Origin of the sequence: Saccharopolyspora gloriosae (assembly GCF_014203325.1) — a bacterium.
GTDB classification, from domain to species: Bacteria; Actinomycetota; Actinomycetes; order Mycobacteriales; family Pseudonocardiaceae; genus Saccharopolyspora_C; species Saccharopolyspora_C gloriosae.
Genome location: NZ_JACHIV010000001.1, coordinates 2546255 through 2563960 on the forward strand (window position 1 = coordinate 2546255; position 17706 = coordinate 2563960).

Below are 17706 nucleotides of genomic sequence, written 5' to 3' on the forward strand. Positions count from 1 at the left end.
CGGTGATCACCCGCCGTCGCGGCGATTCCCGCTCCCGGTACGGTCACGCGACTCGTCCTGCAAGATCATCAAGAGCTGACAATTCGAGCGGGCCGACGCCGGCCCGGATCCCTGCGAGGTGTGCATGCCCGGCCACGATTACGACGTGCTCGTCATCGGCTCCGGTTTCGGCGGCGGAGTCTCCGCGCTGCGGCTCACGGAGAAGGGCTACCGCGTCGGAGTGCTGGAAGCGGGCAAGCGGTTCACCGACGCGGACTTCCCGAAGACGTCGTGGCGGCTGCGGGACTACCTCTACATCCCGGCGCTGGGCTGCTACGGGATCTTCCGGTTCAGCCTGCTCAAGGACGTGCTGATCCTCAGCGGAGCGGGGGTCGGCGGCGGATCGCTGGTCTACGCGAACACGCTCTACGAGCCGCCCGCGGAGTTCTACGCCCACCAGCAGTGGGCCGGGATCACCGACTGGAAGGACGAGCTCGCCCCGTACTACGACCAGGCCAAGCGGATGCTGGGCGTGACGGAGAACCCGCGCGACACGCCCTCGGACCGCGCGATGCGCGAGGTCGCCGAAGACCTGGGCATCGCCGGGACCTACCACCGCGCCCAGGTCGGCGTGTACTTCGGCGAGCCGGGGGAGACGGTGCCCGACCCGTTCTTCGGCGGCGCCGGACCGGAGCGCAAGGGCTGCCTGCACTGCGGTGAATGCATGACCGGCTGCCGGCACAACGCGAAGAACACGGTGGCGAAGAACTACCTTCACCTGGCGGAGAGCGCGGGCGCGGCGGTGCACCCGATGACCACGGTGACCGCGGTGCGCCCGCTGCCCGACGGCGGCTACGCCGTCGACACCGTGCGCACCGGGCGGCGGATCCGCAAGCAGCGCCGCACGTTCACCGCCGCCGAGGTGGTGTTCTCCGCTTCCGCGCTGGGAACCCAGAAGTTGCTGCACAAGATGCGCGACGAGTCGGTACTGCCGCGGATCTCGCCCCGGCTCGGGGTGCTCAGCCGCACCAACTCCGAGCAGATCCTCGCCGCCCGCGCCCGCGGCGACGAGCAGGACTACAGCGAGGGCGTCACCATCACGTCCTCCATCCACCCGGATTCGACGACCCACATCGAGCCGGTGCGCTACGGCAAGGGCAGCAACCTGCTGGCACTGCTGGAGGCGACGCTGGTCGACCCGAAGCCGGGCCGGAACCGGTTGCTGCTGGGGCTGCGGCGCATGTTGCGCAACTGGCGGGACCTGCCGACGCTGCACAACCCGCGCCGCTGGTCGCAGCAGACGATCGTGCTGCTGGTCATGCAAGCGGTGGACAACTCCCTGACGCTGCGGACCAAGCGCGGGTTGTTCGGCCGCAAGCTCAGCAGCGAGCAAGGCGCGGGGGAGCCGAACCCGACGTGGATCCCCTCCGGGCACGCGGCGGCGCGCTCGCTGGCGGACAAGATCGACGGAGTGCCCGCGGGCAGCTGGGCGGACCTGGCGAACGTGCCGATCACGGGGCACTTCATCGGTGGCTGCGCGATCGGTTCGGACGCCGAGCACGGCGTGGTCGACGCCTACCACCGGCTCTACGGCCACCCCGGGCTGCACGTCGTGGACGGTTCGACGATCTCGGCGAACCTCGGGGTGAACCCGTCGCTGACCATCACCGCGCAGGCCGAGCGCGCGATGGCGCTGTGGCCGAACAAGGGCGAACCGGACCGCCGCCCCGAACTCGGCGAGCCCTACCAGCGGATCACCCCGAGCCGGCCGGTCGGCCCCGTCGTCCCCGAGGCGGCACCCGGCGCGCTGCGGCTGCCGGTGACACCGGTCTGACAGCCTGTTCCGGTGGGGACCGGACCAGGACACCCATGAAGAGGAGCACCGATGCCCTATCCGCCCGAACCCTGGGAGCTGCGCGGCAGCCTGCATCTGTCGCTGTGGCGGCTGCCCGACGCGGAGCTGCCGGGCACTCCGGTGGAGACGCCGCCGATCCTCGTCGGCGGGTCCGGGTTCGTCGGCACCGCCTGGGTGGTCTACGGCCAGGGCAGCGTCATGGAGTACAACGAGCTGCTCACCGCGGTGCTGGTGCACGACCGGTTGACGCCGCGGGTGCACATCAGCCACATCTGGGTCGACAGCGCCGATTCCGAGCAGGGCGGCCGGGAGCTGTGGGGCATTCCCAAGCGGCAGGCCGAGTTCCAGCTGCGCTCCAGCACCGGTGAGTCCCGCTTCTCGCGGGTGACGTCGTTCGCGGCCGGTGGCATCGCCTCCGCCGGGTTCAGCCGCGTCGCGTCGCTGCCCGGGGCCTGGCCGTTCGCCTACCGCATCGCCCAGGACCTCAACGGGTTCCAGCAGACGCCGGTCAGCGGATCGTCCAGCGTCGTCTGGTGCACCTCGTCGTGGCGATTCGAGCCGGACGGTCCGTTGGGCTGGCTGGGCGGACGGCGGCCGGTGGCGAGCCTGGCGCTCAACGACTTCGCGATGCGGTTCGGCTCCGAAGGCGCCCGGTAGGGTCCCGCGACGGCGCCGGCACCAGCAGCTCCGGGCGCCGGAAAAATCCCGTTTTCCGTTGGTGTGAGCCGGAATCGGGCGTTGTGGCGAACTCGGCCACGACGCCCGTTCCGGGCCCGGTCGTGCGACCATCTAGGTCATGACTGGTTCCGCACGCGCACTGCTCGACTCGATTCATCACGAACTCGCCCCCCGCGAAGGGGAGAATCGACTGGTGCCGCTCGTGCAGGAGGGCACCGCCCCCCGGTCGGTGCTGGGCGCGCTGGCCGCCGAGGAATCCCGCATCGTGCCGTGCGACTGGCGCAGCTTCCTGACCCTGTCCGCGCGCGCCGCCGACCGCCCCACCCGCGAGTTCTTCGCGGGTCTCGCCCAGGGCGAGGGGGCCGCGCTCGAAGCGCTGCCGAAGCTCTCCGCCGCGCTGGGCTGGAGCGAGCAGGACGTCGCCGACTACCGCCCGAAGGCCGGGTGCCAGGCGTATCCGGCGTACATGTCGTGGCTGGCGCTGCACGCCGACCCCGGCGACGCGGCGGTGGCGATCGTGTCCAACTTCGCCGCGTTCGGCGCGTATTGCGCCGAGGTCGCCCGAGCGCTGCGCACCCGGTACGGACTGTCCGATTCGGACTGCGAGTTCTTCGACCTGTTCGGCACTCCCGTGCCCGGCGCCGACGAGCAGGCCGAGGCCGCGGTGCAGGCGGGGCTCGACGCGGGTACCACCACCGAGGCGCTCGCCCGCCAGTACGCGGGCCTGTTCCAGGACTACGAGCTCATGTTCTGGAACACGCTTCCTGACGAGATGTAGCGATGGGGCTCGATCTTTGATCTTGGCCTGCGTAGGGGTCGGGTGGCGGAACCTCAGCGTTCTTCTCGCTGCGGGATCTTTTTCCCGAGTGGCTCCGCCACGAGGGAAGAAGCTGTCCTCGTGAGGAAACCGCTGAGAACCCGCGGGTGGTCGTTGTGCTCTGGCTGGTCACTGCTCAGCTGCTTCGCCGCTGACAAGACAACGACCGACAGCGCCGCTCACCTGGGAAGTCGATGTCAAGACAGGTGGTCGGCGGCTGGTTCGTCAGCTCTTGGCCGGGAGCAGTGGTGGTAGCCGGTGGATCTCGCCGTCGGCGTGCAGGCGCAGGAAGGCGTCCACGACGGCCGGGTCGAACTGCGTGCCGCGGCCGTCGCGCAGTTCCTGCAGCGCCTCGTCGACGGTGAGGGTGCGCCGGTAGGGCCGGTCGGCGAGCATCGTCGCCCACGCGTCGCAGACCGAGATGATCCGCGCCTCGAACCGGATCGTCGCCGCGGCCAGTCCCAACGGGTAGCCCTTGCCGTCCCAGCGCTCGTGGTGCTGGCGCACGATCTCGGCGATCTCGTGCAGGTCCGGCACCGACCGCAGCAGGTGGTAGCCGTGATCGGGGTGCTGGCGCAGCAACGCCCACTCCGCCTCGTCGAGCGCGGCGGGTTTGCTCAGCACCGACTCCGGGATGACGATCTTGCCGACGTCGTGCAGGCGCCCGGCGAGTTCGGTGTTGTGCACGGTCGCGGCGTCGCCGCCCATCGCCCGGCACACGACCCGCGCGTAGGACCCGACGGCGCGACCGTGCGAGTGCGAGGACAAGTAGTGGTCGACCTGGTCGCTGACCGAGTGCAGGTAGCCGAGCGCCGCGGTGTGGTCCACCGCGGTCACGGCGACCGGGCGCTCGCCCACCGAGATCCGGTCGCGGCCTTCGGCCTTCGCCGCGTACAGCGCGCGGTCGGCGGCGGCCACGATCTGCATCGGATCGTCCTCCTGACCGGTCGCCCGCGCCGCCCCGACCGAGGTGGTGACCGCGATCCACTCCGCGCGCTCGACGACGACCGGTTCCCGCGCGACCGCCAGCCGGAGCCGTTCGGCGATCGCCGGCACGTCCTCGTCGGCCACGTCCGTGCTCAGCAGCGCGAATTCCTCGCCGCCGTAGCGGGCCAGCACGTCGCCTTCGCGCACGACCTCGCGCAGCCGGTTCGAGATCTCCACGAGCACGCGGTCGCCCACCGGGTGCCCGTAGCGGTCGTTGATGGACTTGAAGTGGTCGACGTCCACGATGAACACGGCGAGCCGCGTGCGGGCCCGGCTCGCGCGCCCCAGGGCCTTCGGCAGTTCCATCTCGAAGTACCGCCGCGTGTGCAGCCCGGTCAGCGAGTCCGTCACCGCGAGCCTGCGCTGCTCGGAGACCATCACCACCAGCCTGCCCAGGGTGAGCAGGAACAGCACCGCGCAGGCCACCGCGATCGCGTTCACGTAGCCGTCGGAGACCCGGGCGTTCTCCAGCACCAGGATGCCGGGCGCGATGAGCGAGGCGGCGGCCAGCATCGTCACCCGCAGCGGGCTCAGGTTCAGCTCCCGGCCCGGCCCCGTCTGGGTCAGCGCGGCCATCGTCGGGTGCAGTCCGGCGGTGCCGAGGGCGATGTTGCCCGCGAGCCACAGCGCGTCCAGGAAGTTCCCGGCGAAGTAGCTGCCGTCGATCCGCTGCAGCACGTAGATCGAATCGGCGCCGAGGAACGCCAGCAGGTTGCCCACCAGCAGGAAGAACGACGGCGGGCGCGGACCGGGGTCGAGCAGCAGCCGCAACCCCACCGCCAGCAGCGCCAGGTCCAGCACCGGGTAGGCCACGTAGGCCGCCGTGGTCAGTCCGGACTCGGTCCCGCTGGTCAACGGCTTGATCAGGTACAGCCAGGACAGCAGGGCCGCCGCCACGCCCAGCACCGTCGCGTCGATGAGGCTCAGCAGGTCGCGCCGCGGCGAACGCGCTCTGATCAGCAGCAGCACCCCGGTGACGATCAGCGGGTAGTGCGCCAGGTAGAGGACGTCGGCGACGAACGGGAACGTGGTGATGCCCAGCAGGTAGTGCGCCGTGTAGAAGCTGGTGTCGGCGAGGAAGTACACGGCTTGGCTGCTGGCGATCAGCAGCCACGGCAGGCGCCAGCGCGGCCGGTGAACGCGCAGTCCGTACAGCAGGGCGGGCACCGCGGAGGCGCTGATGCCGCAGTAGAGCACGATCCGCAGCGGGTTCGTGGCGTCGTTCTCCGGGATGGCGAAGTAGGCGACGGCCACCAGCGCGCAGACCACCAAGTAGACCGGCCAGACGAGGCCGCCGAACGTCCGCCGAACCGAGCTGATCATCGAAGCCTTTCCACTGGGGACACGACCGTAGCGGTCGAGCGGTGGTCGATGCCATGCGTAAGAGCCCGATCCGCCGAAGATCGGCATCCACCCTAGTGGTTCTTTCAGAACGACCTTCGTAGCTGGTTGCTCAGCGGAACCTCAGCGGCTTCCTCGCTGCGGGATCGTTTTCTGATGTAGCAGCCCTACACGGCGAAATCGCTGTCCTCGCGAGGAAGCCGCTGAGAACCCGCCGGCGGTCGGTTTGCTCTGGCTGGTCACTGCTCAGCGACTCCGCCGCTGACAAGGCAAAGTTCAAAAGATCGTTCTGCACGGCCTCCTAGTGGCCGAGGTCCGCTCGCCCGATGATGTGGATCACTGCGGATGCGCTCGCGGATCAGGGGAATCGGGCCGACGGCGCGAATCCGGGCGCGGACCGGCGAGGAGCCGGGGCCAATGCCATCCACAGTGGAACAAGAACGAGCGGCGAGTGCGCCGCTCAGCGCAGCAGTGAGGTGATCAGGTCGTCCAGCCCCGCGCGGATCCGTTCCAGCGACATGCCCGCGACCTCCTGCTGGTAGGTGATCAGCACCGAGGCGAACGGCGCCAGCAACGCGTCGGCCCACACCTGCGCGTCCCCCTCCGGCCGGGCCGAACGCAGCAGTTCCGCCAAGTGCGCGCGATGCGCCCCGTAAGCGCCGCTGAGGTGGCGGGCATGCGCGCTGTTGGTCTCGGCGACCAGCAGCAGCGCCGACTGCTCGTCGACCCGGTCGAGCAGCGCGTCCAGGAACGCCCGGATCCGCTCGGCGGGCGCCGCACCCGGACCTAACGGCGCGGGCCCGCTGAGGAACGCCTCCTGGAACTCCCGCTCCCGCTCGTCGAGCAGCGCGTAGGCCAGCCCCGCGCGGTCCCCGAACCGCCGGTAGACGGTGCCGACGCCGACCCCCGCGGACTGGGCCACGTCCTCCATCGACAAGGACTCCACGCCGTGCCTGCGCACCATGCCCTGCGCGGCGTCCATGATCCGCCTGCGGTTGCGCGCGGCGTCGGCGCGTTCGACGTGCGCCGCGCGCTCGGTGCACGGCGGGTCGCAGGCCGGCTGGTCGGCTCGCATCGGAATCCCTCCCTCGATCCGCTACGTCCGCACAGTGTGCCGATCCGGCGCGGCGAGCCCAACGGCGCCGTGCCCTGCGACCCGGTGAACGGTCACTCCGGCGCGGACTCCTGCGGTCCGTCGACCACCTTCACCACCCGGCGCCTGCGCCACCGCCGCTGATGTCCGACCGGGCCGAGCCGGGTGCCGATCACGGCGGCGATCACCACCAGCACCAGCCCGGCGATGCTCAACGTCACCACCCGCATCGGCACCGGGTTGTCCACCGGGATGTCCGGGTGCGCCGCGCGTCCGGCGGGAGTGCCTCCCGCGGCGGCGCCGCCCTCCTCGGGCAGCACCGCGGTCACCGCCGAGTACGGGTTCACCGTGCCCCAGCCCATCTGCGGGTCCGGGACCGTGACGCCTGGCCGGGTCGCCGTCGCCTGCAACCGGTACTTGACCTGCTCCGCGGTCAGTTCCGGGTGGTAGGAGCGGACCAGCGCCGCGGTCCCGGTGACGAACGGCGTCGCGAAGCTCGTGCCGCTGTCCTGCCAATGCCCCGGGCCGCCCGGCCCGAGGCTCATCACGTCCACGCCGGGGGCGACGAGGGCGACGAAGTCGCCGGTCTGCGAGAAGTTCGCCCGCGCGCCGCTGGAATCCACCGCGCCGACCGCCAGCACGCCCGGGTACGAAGCCGGGTACGGGATCGGGTTGCCCTCCTGGGCGCCGTTGGCGACCGCGGCCACGACCAGCACGTCCCGCGACTGCGCGAATTCGATCGCGCTCCGCAGCTCCTGGTCGTCGTAGTAGGTGCTCTCGGAGATGTTGATGACCTTCACGCCCGAGTTCACCGCCGTGCGGATGCCTTCGGCCATGGTGTGCGCGGAACCGCCGTCGGTGGACTGGGTGTCCCGGATCGGCAGCACCTGCGCGTCCGGGGCGACCCCGGCGAACCCGACGCCGGGCTGCTGGCGCGCCGCGATGATCCCGGCCACGAACGTGCCGTGCCCGAGGCAGTCGGTGTTCGCGGGCCCACCGCCGGAGGAGTAGACGTCGTGCCCGACGAGGACGCCGCCGGCCAGCTGCGGGATCGACGCGTCCACCCCGGAGTCGATGACGCCGACGAGCACGCCCTGCCCGCGGGTCAGCTCCCACGCGCGTTCGGGCGCGATCAGCTGCTGCGCCCACGGCCGCGCCACCTCGGTCCGCACCGGCGGCGGGCGGCAGTCGGTGCCGGTGGCCTGGGTGCGGGGGAGCTGCGGGCCGGGCACGGCGGCGGCGGGCGCGGCCGCGGTCAGCAGCATCCCTGCCACCCCCAGCGCGGCGAGGACGGGTCGGCTTGCTCGCATGGTCCTGTTCTGCCTCATCGATCGATGTCAGTGCGCGGCCGCCGAAACCGGTTGCGGCGCAACCGGATCCGCGCCCGCGCCGGTGGGCGCGCGGGAGGCCGCGGGGGCGCCGCGCACCTCGCCCAGTACGAGGCCGACCGGTTCGCCGAACCGCTCGACGTGGTCGGCGTCGGTGAGCACCCGCAGCGGATTCGCGTGCCTGCGGTGCAGCGCGCGGCGCAACCTCGGTAGCACCGCCTCGTCGGCCTCGGTGAGCTCACCGGGAGCCGGGGCCTCGCCGGGACGCAGCTCGCGCAGCAGCACCGCGGGCGGCGCGGCCGATCCGCTCCCGTCCTGCTCGGTGTCCTGGCGATCCACCGCGAGCACCTTGAACCGGGTCGCCGCGCTGAACACCACCTCGTCCGGCGCGCCCTGGCCGATCGCGGCGACGCGGCGCGCCGACAGCGACCAGATCACCACGTCCACGTGCGGATCCTCCACGGTCACGTCGCTCGCGGAGGTCCCGCTCAGGAACGCGGGCTCGTCGAGCAACGTGCCCGGTTCGTAGCCCGGCAGCGGAGAGTGCCCGTCGCGCACCCGAGCGGTGCGGAACGAGGCGCCGCGGTGCACCGGCAACCTGCGCAACCCGGAGGTCAGGCAGGCCGCGTAGTCCCGGACCGCCGCGGCGTCCGGACCGCGCAACGCCCGGTTGATCGCGTTCCCGCCCGACGGCCCGCCCCCGATGTAGAGGTGCACGGCCACGAAGTCCGCCTTGGAGTCCGGCTCGCCCGCCGATTCGCGCAATGCCGGGAAGGTCGCGAGCGCGGTGTTCACGGACGGCAGCGAATCGTCGAACGCCTCGCCCGCCCACTGGGAGAAGCGGGTGCGTTCCTCCGCGGTGCTCTGGTGGTCGGCGGGCAGCGGGTCGTCCGGCAGCGGCGCCGGGACGAGTCGCAGCACCGGCGCGGGCGGCTGCTCGGCCGATGCCTCGGGCGTCACGTCGCGGACCTGGTCTCCGTCGATGCGCAGCATGACGGTGTCCTGCGTCGCGGCGGGCTCCGGAGGCGCGCTGCCCTCGTCCTGCGGGGAGGTGCTCGGCACCACCGGCATCCGCATGGTCGTGGCGTTGGCCGGCTGCTCCGGAGCGTCCGGTGCGGGCTGGTCCGGCGGGGCGAGCACCGGCGCGCGCACCGTCTCCTGATCGACCGGGCGGGGCCGGAGCAGGTTCGGCGCCGGGCCTTGCGACTCGGTGCGCGGGCGCGTCGCGGGGAGCGGGGGAGCGGTGATCGGTTCCGGTGCCGCCGCGTCCGCTGCCGGGGTGCTCGCGTCGGGCGTCGTCGTGCCGCCGTCGGAGGGTGGCTGCTGCGGAGCGTTCTCGGCGGGCGCGGCCCCGGGCGGCGCGGCGGCGACGGCGCCACCGGCGGCGGACAGCGTCGGGAACTCCAGCCGCTGCGCGAGCTCGCCCGCGGCCGTCCGCAGCTGGGCACGCAGCGGCTCGTCGGTCAAACCCAGCACCAGCAGCCGCAACCTGCCCCGCTGCTGCGGGCTCAACCCGCCCAGCAGCGCGTGCAGCACCTGCGGAACCTGCTGCGGCAGTCCGACGTGCGGGCGGCCCAGCGTCAGGGTCATGCGGTCGGGTTCGAAGGCCAGCCGATCAGCGGGGTCGGGCGCACCGGCCTGCATCCCCTCGACCAGGGCCAGGCCGGAAGGCACCACCTTCGCCTGCAGCTCACCCGGCACCGGCCGTCCGGGACTGGCCTGCGCCATGCCGCCCCACCGGTACAGCGCCGGACCTGCGGGCACCCAGCCGCGCGGCGCGGCGGCGGCCGAGACGACCTGCGCACCGCTGGCCGAATACCGCAGCAGCAGCGGGAACGGCTGCCACTGCGCACCGTCGGCCGCGCGGGCGACGGCGCGTTCGACCCCGTCCTCGCCGCGGCGCACCGTGCCCGTCGCGGCGAACACGTCGTGCCCGAGCAGCCGGGCCAGCTGCTGCATCCACTCCGCCGCGGCGGTGTCCGCCGAGGTCGGGATCAGTTCCATGCTGCCGCGCACCGCGGGCGGCAGCGGCCCGACCGCGGCGGCGACCTGCGCGGGAGTGACCGACGGCGCCAGCAGCACCCGAGGACGCTGGGCGGACTGCGGGACGACGACGCCAGCGTCGGGCGCGCGCGGGCTCTCCGCGGGCCGCAGCAGCAGGCCCGCGGGCACCGGCTCGGCCAGCAGGCCGGAGACCGAATTGGCCGCGCGCGGCAACGCCGACTCCCAGCGCGGCGTCGGCAGCCGCAGCGCGAAGGGCTGCGCGACGGTGCCGGTGCGGAACAACCGCCATGCGTGCTCACCGGTACCGGCGAAGATCGCCCCGCCCGGAACCAGCGCCAGCGGCCCGTCCGGAGCGAGCACGTCCACGCGGAACTCATCGGCCAGCCGCTGCGCGGGCGACCACCCCTGCGGACCCGCCTGGTGCAGACCGGACACCGCGACCCACACCTGCGGCGGCTGCGGCCCGCGGTTCACGCCGCCGAGCACACCGCGGAAGGCCTCGTGCAGCGAACCGAGGAAGGACGGATCGGTGACCGCGGCGGCCGAGGCCAGCACCACACCGGAACCGGGCGGTTGCGCGACCGTGTCGAAGAACCGCTGTTCGCGTTCGTCCTGATCGTCGACCTTGCGGATCACCGCTTTGCCCGCCTGGGCCTGGACGTACAGGCTCGGCGAGCCGGGGGACCCGGTCGTGCTGGAGTCCGGTGCTGACATCAACCGCTCTCGTTCCGCGCGCAGTCCGCCCCTCCGGTGCGGGCTTCGGTGCCCGCGCGAAGGCGCGGCCGTACCGGCCCCAGTCTGATCGACCGGCGACAGGAGCGGAACGCGTTCCGCTGCCACCGGCGATGTTCGCAGGGGTTTCCCTCACCCGGCGGTGTCGGCGTCGGGCGACCGGCCCAACGAGGGTGGGCGGCGAGATCCGGATCATCGCACGCGTACGCGCGGACCTCGCCGGTACCCGGGCGGAGCTACGTGAGAACTCGATCCCGCAGCGAGGAAGTCGCTGAGGTTGCGCTACCCGGCCCGCTGCTCAAGCCGAGATCGAAGACAGGCGATCAGGTCAGCGTGCTCGGATCTGCGGGCACGTCCACGGCGTGCTCCTGCAGTGCGCTCAGCGGGACCACCTCGATCGCCTTCGCGTGGGTGGCGGCCAGCAGCACCGGCGGAGCCGCCCCCGCCGAATAGGCCTCCAGCCAGCGAGAAGCGCACACGCACCAGCGATCACCGGGCTGCAGGCCCGCGAAGCCGTACTCCGGGCGGGGCGTCACCAGATCGTTGCCCGTCTCCTGTTGCTGCACGAGGAATTCGGTGGAGACCACGGCGCACACCGTGTGCTCGCCGACGTCCTCCGGTCCGGTCGAGCAGCAGCCGTCGCGGTAGAAACCGGTGAGCGGTTCGGTGCCGCAAGGCTCCAGTTCGCCACCGAGAACGTTGCGATCGGTCGTCATGAGGGCACCTTCACTCCAACACCTGGACGCCGGTAGGGGGCGGGCCCGAGCCGGGTCGAACTCCCCGGAGGGCGACCGCCCTCGGAGGTTGGACGCCCTGCGACCTCAGGCCCCGAAACCTGAGCTCCCAGTGTGGCGAGAACGGCGGTATCCGTCCAGTGGCGCGTTTTCGCCCCCGGTGCCCGATTCCTAGCGCGGCATCCGGCGCCAGATCGGGCGCGGCACGTACCGCAGCACCCCGAACAGCACCCGCAGCGCGAACGGCACCCACACCTCGACGCGGCCCCGGCGCAGCGCCCGCACCGCTGCATCGGCGACCTGACCGGGGGTGCTGGAGAACGGGGCGGGGGACATGCCCTCGGTCATCCGTCCGACGACGAAGCCCGGCCGCACCACCAGCAGGCTCACCCCGCTGCCGGCGAGCGCGTCCGCGAGCCCCGCCGCGAACCCGTCGAGCCCGGCCTTCGCCGACCCGTAGACGTAGTTCGCCCGCCGCACCCGCACCCCGGCCACCGAGGAGAACACCACCAGCCGCCCGGCGCCTTGCGCGCGCAGCACGGTCGCGAGGTGCGTGAGCACCGAGACGTGCGCGACGTAGTCGGTGTGCACGATCGACACCGCGTGCTCGGCGTCGTGCTCGGCGCGTTCCTGATCACCGAGGATGCCGAAGGAGACGATCACGTCGTCCAACGTCCCGTGCCGGGCGGTGAGGTCGTCGAGCAGCGTCCGGTGCGTGCCGAGGTCGTCGGCGTCGAACTCCACCCGCTCGACCTCGGCGGCTCCGGCTTCGCGCAGCAGTGCTTCCTGCTCGTCGAGGTCGTTGCTGCGCCGGGCGGCCAGGACCACCGTGCGGGCGCCGTCGCCGACCAGGCGGGCGGCCAGTTCGACACCGATCTCGCTGCGGCCGCCGAGGACCAGAACCGTTGAGCTCATCGCGGATCAGTGTGCCCGACGACGATCAGCGCACTCCGGGTGAGGGTGCCAGTCCGCTGCGGCAGAACGCGACGACCTTCTCCCGCAGCGTTCCCCGGTCCACCGCGGCCACGGCGTCGTGCCCGGCGTCGACCTCGAAGTACCGGAAGGCGGGGCCCGCGACGGACGGCCCGGCGAGCCGCCGGCGCAACGTCCGCGCCCGGCCGACCGGCACCGTCTCGTCGCCGGTGCCGTGCACCAGCAGCACCGGCGCGGTGTTCGCCTCCATGCCCCGCGCCAGTTCGTCGTCGTCGGTGAGCAGCGGCGCCAGCGCGACGCACGCCGACCACAGCCCCGGCGTGCTGCCCGCGGCCTGCAGCGCGAGCCGGCCGCCGTGGCCGCCGCCGAGCAGGATCGGACCGGGCAGTCCGGGCCGCTGCGAACGCAGGTGGTGCCCGAGCGAGATCACCCCGGCCAGGTCCGGCCCGCCCCACTTGCCGTCCTCGGCGCGGTGGTTCGGCGCGATGACGGCCACGCCCACCGCCGCCAGGTCCTGGAACAGCGGGTGGAACTCCCAGCGCCACAGCGCACCTTCGGTGTGGTGCAGCGCGAGCACCACGTGCTCGCAGGAACGCCACTTCGCGCCGCCGTAGACGATGGCCTCGATGCCGCCGCCGAGCCGCAGCAGGTCCGCCGACGCCCACGGCGGCTGCTCCGGGCCCGGTTCCTCCGGGATCGCGGAGCAGGATCCGCTCGGCGAGACCGTCACCAGCGTCGACGGCCGGGCGGGCGAGGAGAACGGCACCCGCACCGTGCGTCCGTTCAAGTGCGCCTGATCTCCGGTGCGGCCGGGCGGCAGGGTGAGCGCGGTGAGCTTGTCGTCGCGCGGGGAGTAGAGGTCCAGCGCCGACAACGCGCCCGATTCCCGCCGCAGCAGCACCCGCTGGCCGCCGTCGTCCACGGTCAGCGGGATGTGCGTCGGGCACAGCCGGTCCGGGAACCGCACGCTGCCCGCCCCGTCCAGCAGCACCCACCCGACCCGGTCCGCGCCGGTGGAGGTGGAGCGCACCAGCAGCAGCTTGGAGCGCTGGTGGTGCAGCAGGATCCGGTCGTCGCTGCCGGGCGACAGCGAGAACAGCGGCTGCCACGATCCGCGCCGCAGGTCGGCGAGCACCCCTTCGACCGCGTGCCCGGGCCGCGACAGGTTCAGCGCGAGCAGATCCGCGTCGGTGTCGAGCCACACACCCCCAGAGGCGGCTCCTGGCAGCCGCACGAGTGGCTCGACACCGGGCGGGCCGTCGGTGAGTCGCCAGACGGCCGTCTGTTCCGGGTCCTCGCGGGCGACCAGGAAGCCCAGCTGCGCCGCCGACGGGCTCGGCAGCAAGTAGCCGTCCGCCGCGCGCACTTGGCCCAGGATGTGGGTGCGCGGCACCGGCGGGGCGATCAGTTCCAGCTCGGCGAGGTCGCCGCGCTCGGTCAGCAGCAGCACCCGCCCGTCGCCCAGCGGCAGCACCTGCGCGTAGGGATCGACGGCCTTGCTGTGGTGGATCAGTTCAGGTTCGGAGGGGCGGATCTTGCCGGGGATCTGGCCGAAGCGACGGCTGCGCAGCACGTGCGGCCGGGCGCCGCGGGCCGCGAAGGACCACAGCTCCAAGGTGGACGCCTCGGCGCTGGTGCGGACGCAGGCGATCTCCCGGCCGTCGGGGGAGAAGCCGAAGTTCGACCTGGCCACGGCCAAGGTGGCGGGCCGGATCGGGGCGGGTGCGCTCATGCGCGCCTCGGGCAAGCGGAATGCACTCCGCGACAGTAGAAAACCGCTGTTCAGGGCGGTTTAGGGTTTGCTTAAGGGTGGGCCTGCGTCACCCGTAACGGGCAGGATCGTCACTCGGAGGTGTCAGTGCGGCGCCGATTTCCGGGGATGCCGGGGAACGGCCGCGGATCGACGGAGATCTCGCGCATCCGCTTGCTGTAGAGCTCGTAGCGGCGGCGGGCCTCGCCGAAGCGCTCCGCGCGCAGCAGGGTGCTCACCAGGTCGAGGTGCGCTTCTTCGTCGTAGCAGTCGTCGCGCAGCAGCCGCAGGGCGAACCGGGCGACCCGGTCGGTGTCGCCTTCGGCGCGCAGCCGCCGGGTCAGCGCCCGGAGCACGGCGACGTGCGTGGTGCGCAACTCGTCGGCCAGCGCGTCCGCCCAGGCCTGGTACGGATCGTCCTCCAGGAAGTCACCGGTGTAGGCGGCCTCCGCGTCCAGCAGCTGCGCGGTCGCCGAGGGCAGCTCGTCGCGATGCGCCTGCAACGCCCGGTCGGCCTGGGCGAGGAACGCTTCGACGTCCACGCGGACGTAGCGCGGATCGAGGCCGACGGTGCCGGTCTCGCTGGTCAGCAGGACCGAACCGGTCATCGGCCCGGGCCCTGAGAGCACGTCGCGCACGGTCGAGAGCAGCACCGAGAGCCGGTTGCCCGCCCGCACCGGGTCCACTTCGGGCCACAGCAGTTCCATCAGCTCTTCGCGGCGCAGCGGGCGCCGCTTCGCGACGAGGATCTTCAGCAGCTCGCGGGCTTTGCGGGACTGCCACGCCGCGCGCGGCACCGGCAGCCCGGCGTGTTCGATCCGGAACACGCCCAGCGCGCGCAGCGCCACCGGCGGGGCCAGTCGCGCCACCGCGGCGAGCGGGCCGGCGGCCGTCCGGGAGTCGGGTGTCGCGCCGTGCTCGCGCAGGGTGCGTTCGGCGAGGTCCGCGACCGCTCCGGCACCGTCGCGCACGGGGCCCAGCCGGTGGCGCAGCAGCACGGCCTGCGCCTCTTCGACGGCGAAACCGCCTTCGCGCCAGATCTGCACGGCCTCGTCCAGCGCCGGTCCGTGCTCCAGCGGGTCGGGGGAGGTGACGGCGGTGAGCGCCAGCGCTTCCGCCAAGCCGGGCTCGTCGCCGCGGGAGCGGGCCTGTTCGGCGGCGAGCGCGGCGTCGGCGATCGCCGGTTCGAGGTCCCCGGCCTCCCACGCGATCCAGCCGCGGGTGAGCAGGGCGCGCACCTCGTGCAGGTGCTCGCCGAGGTCGACCGCGCGCTGGGCCAGCGCGCGCGCCTGCTCCGGGTCGTCGACCGCGCGGATCCGGGCGAGCCCGATCAGCGCGGCGCTCGTGCCGAGCACGTCCCGCGCGGGTTCCGCCAGTGCCAGCGCCTCCTCGTAGGCGGAGCGGGCCCGTTCGAGCCTGCCGCGCTGGCGGTGCACGTCGCCGCGCACGCACAGCGGCCAGGCGAGGTAGCCGGTGCCGAACCGGCCGAATCCGTCGCAGGCGGCGTCGATCGCGACGGTCGCCTCGTCGAACCGGCCGAGCCGGGCGAGGGCGGTGCCGCGCTGGGTCAGCGCGTGCGCCCGCAGCAGCGGGTCCCCGTGCTTCTCCGCGATCCGCAGCGCCGCGTCGGCGTGCGCCAGGGCCGGGGCGGGTTCGCCCGCTTCGGTGCAGTGCAGCGCGCGCAGCGCGTGCAGCCTGCCGAGCGGTACCGCCGGGGCGTTCTCCGCGGCGTCGAACCAGGCGGTGCGCGCCTCGCGCTGGTCGCCGCGGGCGGCGGCGAGCACGGCGCGGGCGATGCGGGCGGCGGTGGACGCCGCTGATCCGGGTGTGCAGCGTGCGGCGATCTCCTCGGCCCGGGTGGCGGCCTCCCGGCCGCGTGCGACGTCGCCGGTGAGGCGGTGGGCCAGCGCGGCGATCGCGGACAGCCGGGCCTCGTCGGACGTGGTTCCGGTGCCGTGCGCGGCGGAGCAGGCGTCGAGCGCTTCGGCGGGTTCGGCCCTGGCCAGCGCGGCGGCGGCGATCCGCCACGCCAGCGCGGGATCGGCCGGTGAGCCCGCCCGCCGCCAGCTCGCGGCGGCCTCCGGCCAGCGGCCCCGCAGCCGGTGCGCCTGGCCGACGAGGAGCGCGATCGCCTCTCCTGCCGAGTCGCCGAGCAACGCCGCGGCGTCGAGGACCACGTCCACGTGCCCGTCGTCGAGCAGCCTGCCGCCGACGTCGGTGAGCAGCGCGGCGCAGCGCTCGGTGTCGCGCGCGGCGACGAGGTGGCGCAGCGCGCGCTCGTGCCGACCGGCCCGGTGGTCCTCCTCGGCGGCCTGGCGGTGCAGCGAAGTGCGGATCTCGGGGGTCACCGTGCGCGGTTCCGCGAGGAACTCGGCCAGCGGGGGCACCAGCGCCCACCGCCCGGTTCCGGAGGGCCGCAGCAGGCCGCGCCGGGCGAGGTCGGTGAACACGCCGCCGGGTTCTTCGGAGGTGACGTCGCCGAGCACGGCCAGCCGGTGCAGCGCGTGCCGCGCGCGCTCCGGCTCGCGGTCGAGGACTTCCTCGGCGAGGTACGGGTGGAACCGGTCGGCGGTCGGCATCCCGGAGCGGCGGGGTTCGGGCACGGTCCGCAGCGATTCGATGGCGCGGCAGACCGCGGCGGGCCAGCCACCGGTGCGTTCGCTGAGCTCGTGGGCGAGCGCGACGTCGCCGTCTCCGAGGGCGCCGTCGAGCAGTTCGGCGATCTCGTCGGTGTCGAAGGCGAGCAGTCCGGCGTCGATCTCGCCGACCTTGCCCTGCCCCCGCAGCCGTTCCAGGGAGAACGGAGGTTCGTGGCGCGACAGCAGCACCAGCCGCAGGCGGGGCGGCGCGGTGCGGCACAGGTCGGCGATGAGCGAGACCGCGTGCTCACCGGCCTCGTGCAGATCGTCGATCACCAGGTGCAGATCCGCGGGCAGGTCGCGCAGCCAGTCGCAGATCGCCCCGCGCTCGGTGGCCGGGGCGGGGCCGGGCAGGTGCGGGAGAGCGGCGTCGACGAGGTGGGTGAGCAGCCGTCCGGCGTCGTCACCGGAGCTCTCGGGCGACCACCAGGCGGTGGTGACGCCCGTGGCGGCCCATTCCTTGACGGCCGTCGTCTTGCCCCATCCGGCCGCCGCGATCACCAGGCACACCCGGTTCCGGGCGGCCGTGTCGAGCGCGTCGTCCAGCACCGGGCGCGCAACGGTGCCCGTGCCGAGCTGGTCGCGACGTCCCATCACACCTCCCCACCTGCGTTGATCCGCTCCATGGTGAGATCGGTCCGGGTGCGCCGCCGAGTGCGGGAACGATTCGCGCGCGGTAGCGGGGACGCTGGGTGCTGAACCGGTTCGGAGGTTCGCCTTAACGTGCGGGCGCGTCGTCGAGCCGGGCGGTTTCCGCCGAGGACTTCGGGCGGTGCGTGGTCGGCGTTCGGCCGAGTCCCCGCGCATCGGGTGAAGTCCCGGGCTCGTGGTCACCT

11 protein-coding genes are annotated in these 17706 nt (G+C 73.2%); 3 read left to right on the top strand and 8 right to left on the bottom strand.

Translation table 11 applies throughout. From position 1 onward, the window contains the following. The first annotated feature begins 124 nt into the window (after positions 1-124). The 3 genes from BJ969_RS11260 to BJ969_RS11270 all read left to right on the top strand — a co-directional run bounded on the left by BJ969_RS11260 (position 125) and on the right by BJ969_RS11270 (position 3290). Positions 125-1813 (top strand): GMC family oxidoreductase N-terminal domain-containing protein, encoded by a 1689-nt coding sequence (locus BJ969_RS11260; RefSeq protein ID WP_184478888.1) that lies wholly within the window; start codon positions 125-127, stop codon positions 1811-1813. A gap of 51 nt (positions 1814-1864) precedes the next feature. Then, a complete protein-coding gene (locus BJ969_RS11265; protein ID WP_184478889.1) occupies positions 1865-2491 on the top strand; it encodes an acetoacetate decarboxylase family protein in 627 nt (208 codons plus the stop codon). Between the two features lie 139 nt (positions 2492-2630). Next, entirely contained in the window at positions 2631-3290 is a 660-nt protein-coding gene (locus tag BJ969_RS11270; protein ID WP_184478890.1) for a thiaminase II/PqqC family protein, read from the top strand. A 264-nt stretch (positions 3291-3554) separates the two neighbouring features. Here the strand turns inward: BJ969_RS11270 and BJ969_RS11275 are convergent, their stop codons facing one another. The 8 genes from BJ969_RS11275 to BJ969_RS11310 form a co-directional block, all read right to left on the bottom strand. Continuing rightward, positions 3555-5639 (bottom strand): diguanylate cyclase, encoded by a 2085-nt coding sequence (locus tag BJ969_RS11275; RefSeq protein WP_184478891.1) that lies wholly within the window; start codon positions 5637-5639, stop codon positions 3555-3557. 478 nt (positions 5640-6117) lie between these two features. Next, positions 6118-6732: a TetR/AcrR family transcriptional regulator gene (locus BJ969_RS11280; protein WP_184478892.1), complete on the bottom strand. Its 615-nt coding sequence runs from the start codon at positions 6730-6732 to the stop codon at positions 6118-6120. Positions 6733-6824: 92 nt separating this feature from the next. After that, positions 6825-8060: a type VII secretion-associated serine protease mycosin gene (gene mycP / locus BJ969_RS11285; RefSeq protein ID WP_184478893.1), complete on the bottom strand. Its 1236-nt coding sequence runs from the start codon at positions 8058-8060 to the stop codon at positions 6825-6827. Positions 8061-8087: 27 nt separating this feature from the next. Further along, positions 8088-10796: a hypothetical protein gene (locus tag BJ969_RS11290; protein ID WP_184478894.1), complete on the bottom strand. Its 2709-nt coding sequence runs from the start codon at positions 10794-10796 to the stop codon at positions 8088-8090. Positions 10797-11137: 341 nt separating this feature from the next. Further along, a complete protein-coding gene (locus tag BJ969_RS11295; RefSeq protein ID WP_184478895.1) occupies positions 11138-11530 on the bottom strand; it encodes a DUF2237 family protein in 393 nt (130 codons plus the stop codon). A gap of 189 nt (positions 11531-11719) precedes the next feature. Continuing rightward, positions 11720-12463 (bottom strand): decaprenylphospho-beta-D-erythro-pentofuranosid-2-ulose 2-reductase, encoded by a 744-nt coding sequence (gene dprE2 / locus BJ969_RS11300; RefSeq protein WP_184478896.1) that lies wholly within the window; start codon positions 12461-12463, stop codon positions 11720-11722. A 25-nt stretch (positions 12464-12488) separates the two neighbouring features. Beyond that, positions 12489-14213 carry an alpha/beta hydrolase family protein gene (locus BJ969_RS11305; RefSeq protein WP_184478897.1) on the bottom strand — a complete coding sequence of 575 codons (1725 nt, stop codon included), beginning with the start codon at positions 14211-14213 and terminating at the stop codon, positions 12489-12491. 110 nt (positions 14214-14323) lie between these two features. Continuing rightward, the gene (locus BJ969_RS11310; RefSeq protein ID WP_184478898.1) at positions 14324-17464 is read right to left on the bottom strand and encodes an AfsR/SARP family transcriptional regulator; all 3141 of its coding nucleotides are present in this window, start codon (positions 17462-17464) and stop codon (positions 14324-14326) included. Positions 17465-17706 lie beyond the last annotated feature (242 nt).

Bases quoted from the DNA above. Each gene is read 5' to 3' on its own strand.
- BJ969_RS11270 (WP_184478890.1), top strand. From the start codon at position 2,631: ATGACTGGTTCCGCACGCGCACTGCTCGACTCGATTCATCACGAACTC.
- BJ969_RS11275 (WP_184478891.1), bottom strand. From the start codon at position 5,639: ATGATCAGCTCGGTTCGGCGGACGTTCGGCGGCCTCGTCTGGCCGGTC.
- BJ969_RS11290 (WP_184478894.1), bottom strand. From the start codon at position 10,796: ATGTCAGCACCGGACTCCAGCACGACCGGGTCCCCCGGCTCGCCGAGC.
- BJ969_RS11280 (WP_184478892.1), bottom strand. From the start codon at position 6,732: ATGCGAGCCGACCAGCCGGCCTGCGACCCGCCGTGCACCGAGCGCGCG.
- BJ969_RS11305 (WP_184478897.1), bottom strand. From the start codon at position 14,213: ATGAGCGCACCCGCCCCGATCCGGCCCGCCACCTTGGCCGTGGCCAGG.
- dprE2 (WP_184478896.1), bottom strand. From the start codon at position 12,463: ATGAGCTCAACGGTTCTGGTCCTCGGCGGCCGCAGCGAGATCGGTGTC.
- BJ969_RS11310 (WP_184478898.1), bottom strand. From the start codon at position 17,464: ATGGGACGTCGCGACCAGCTCGGCACGGGCACCGTTGCGCGCCCGGTG.
- BJ969_RS11265 (WP_184478889.1), top strand. From the start codon at position 1,865: ATGCCCTATCCGCCCGAACCCTGGGAGCTGCGCGGCAGCCTGCATCTG.
- mycP (WP_184478893.1), bottom strand. From the start codon at position 8,060: ATGCGAGCAAGCCGACCCGTCCTCGCCGCGCTGGGGGTGGCAGGGATG.
- BJ969_RS11260 (WP_184478888.1), top strand. From the start codon at position 125: ATGCCCGGCCACGATTACGACGTGCTCGTCATCGGCTCCGGTTTCGGC.
- BJ969_RS11295 (WP_184478895.1), bottom strand. From the start codon at position 11,530: ATGACGACCGATCGCAACGTTCTCGGTGGCGAACTGGAGCCTTGCGGC.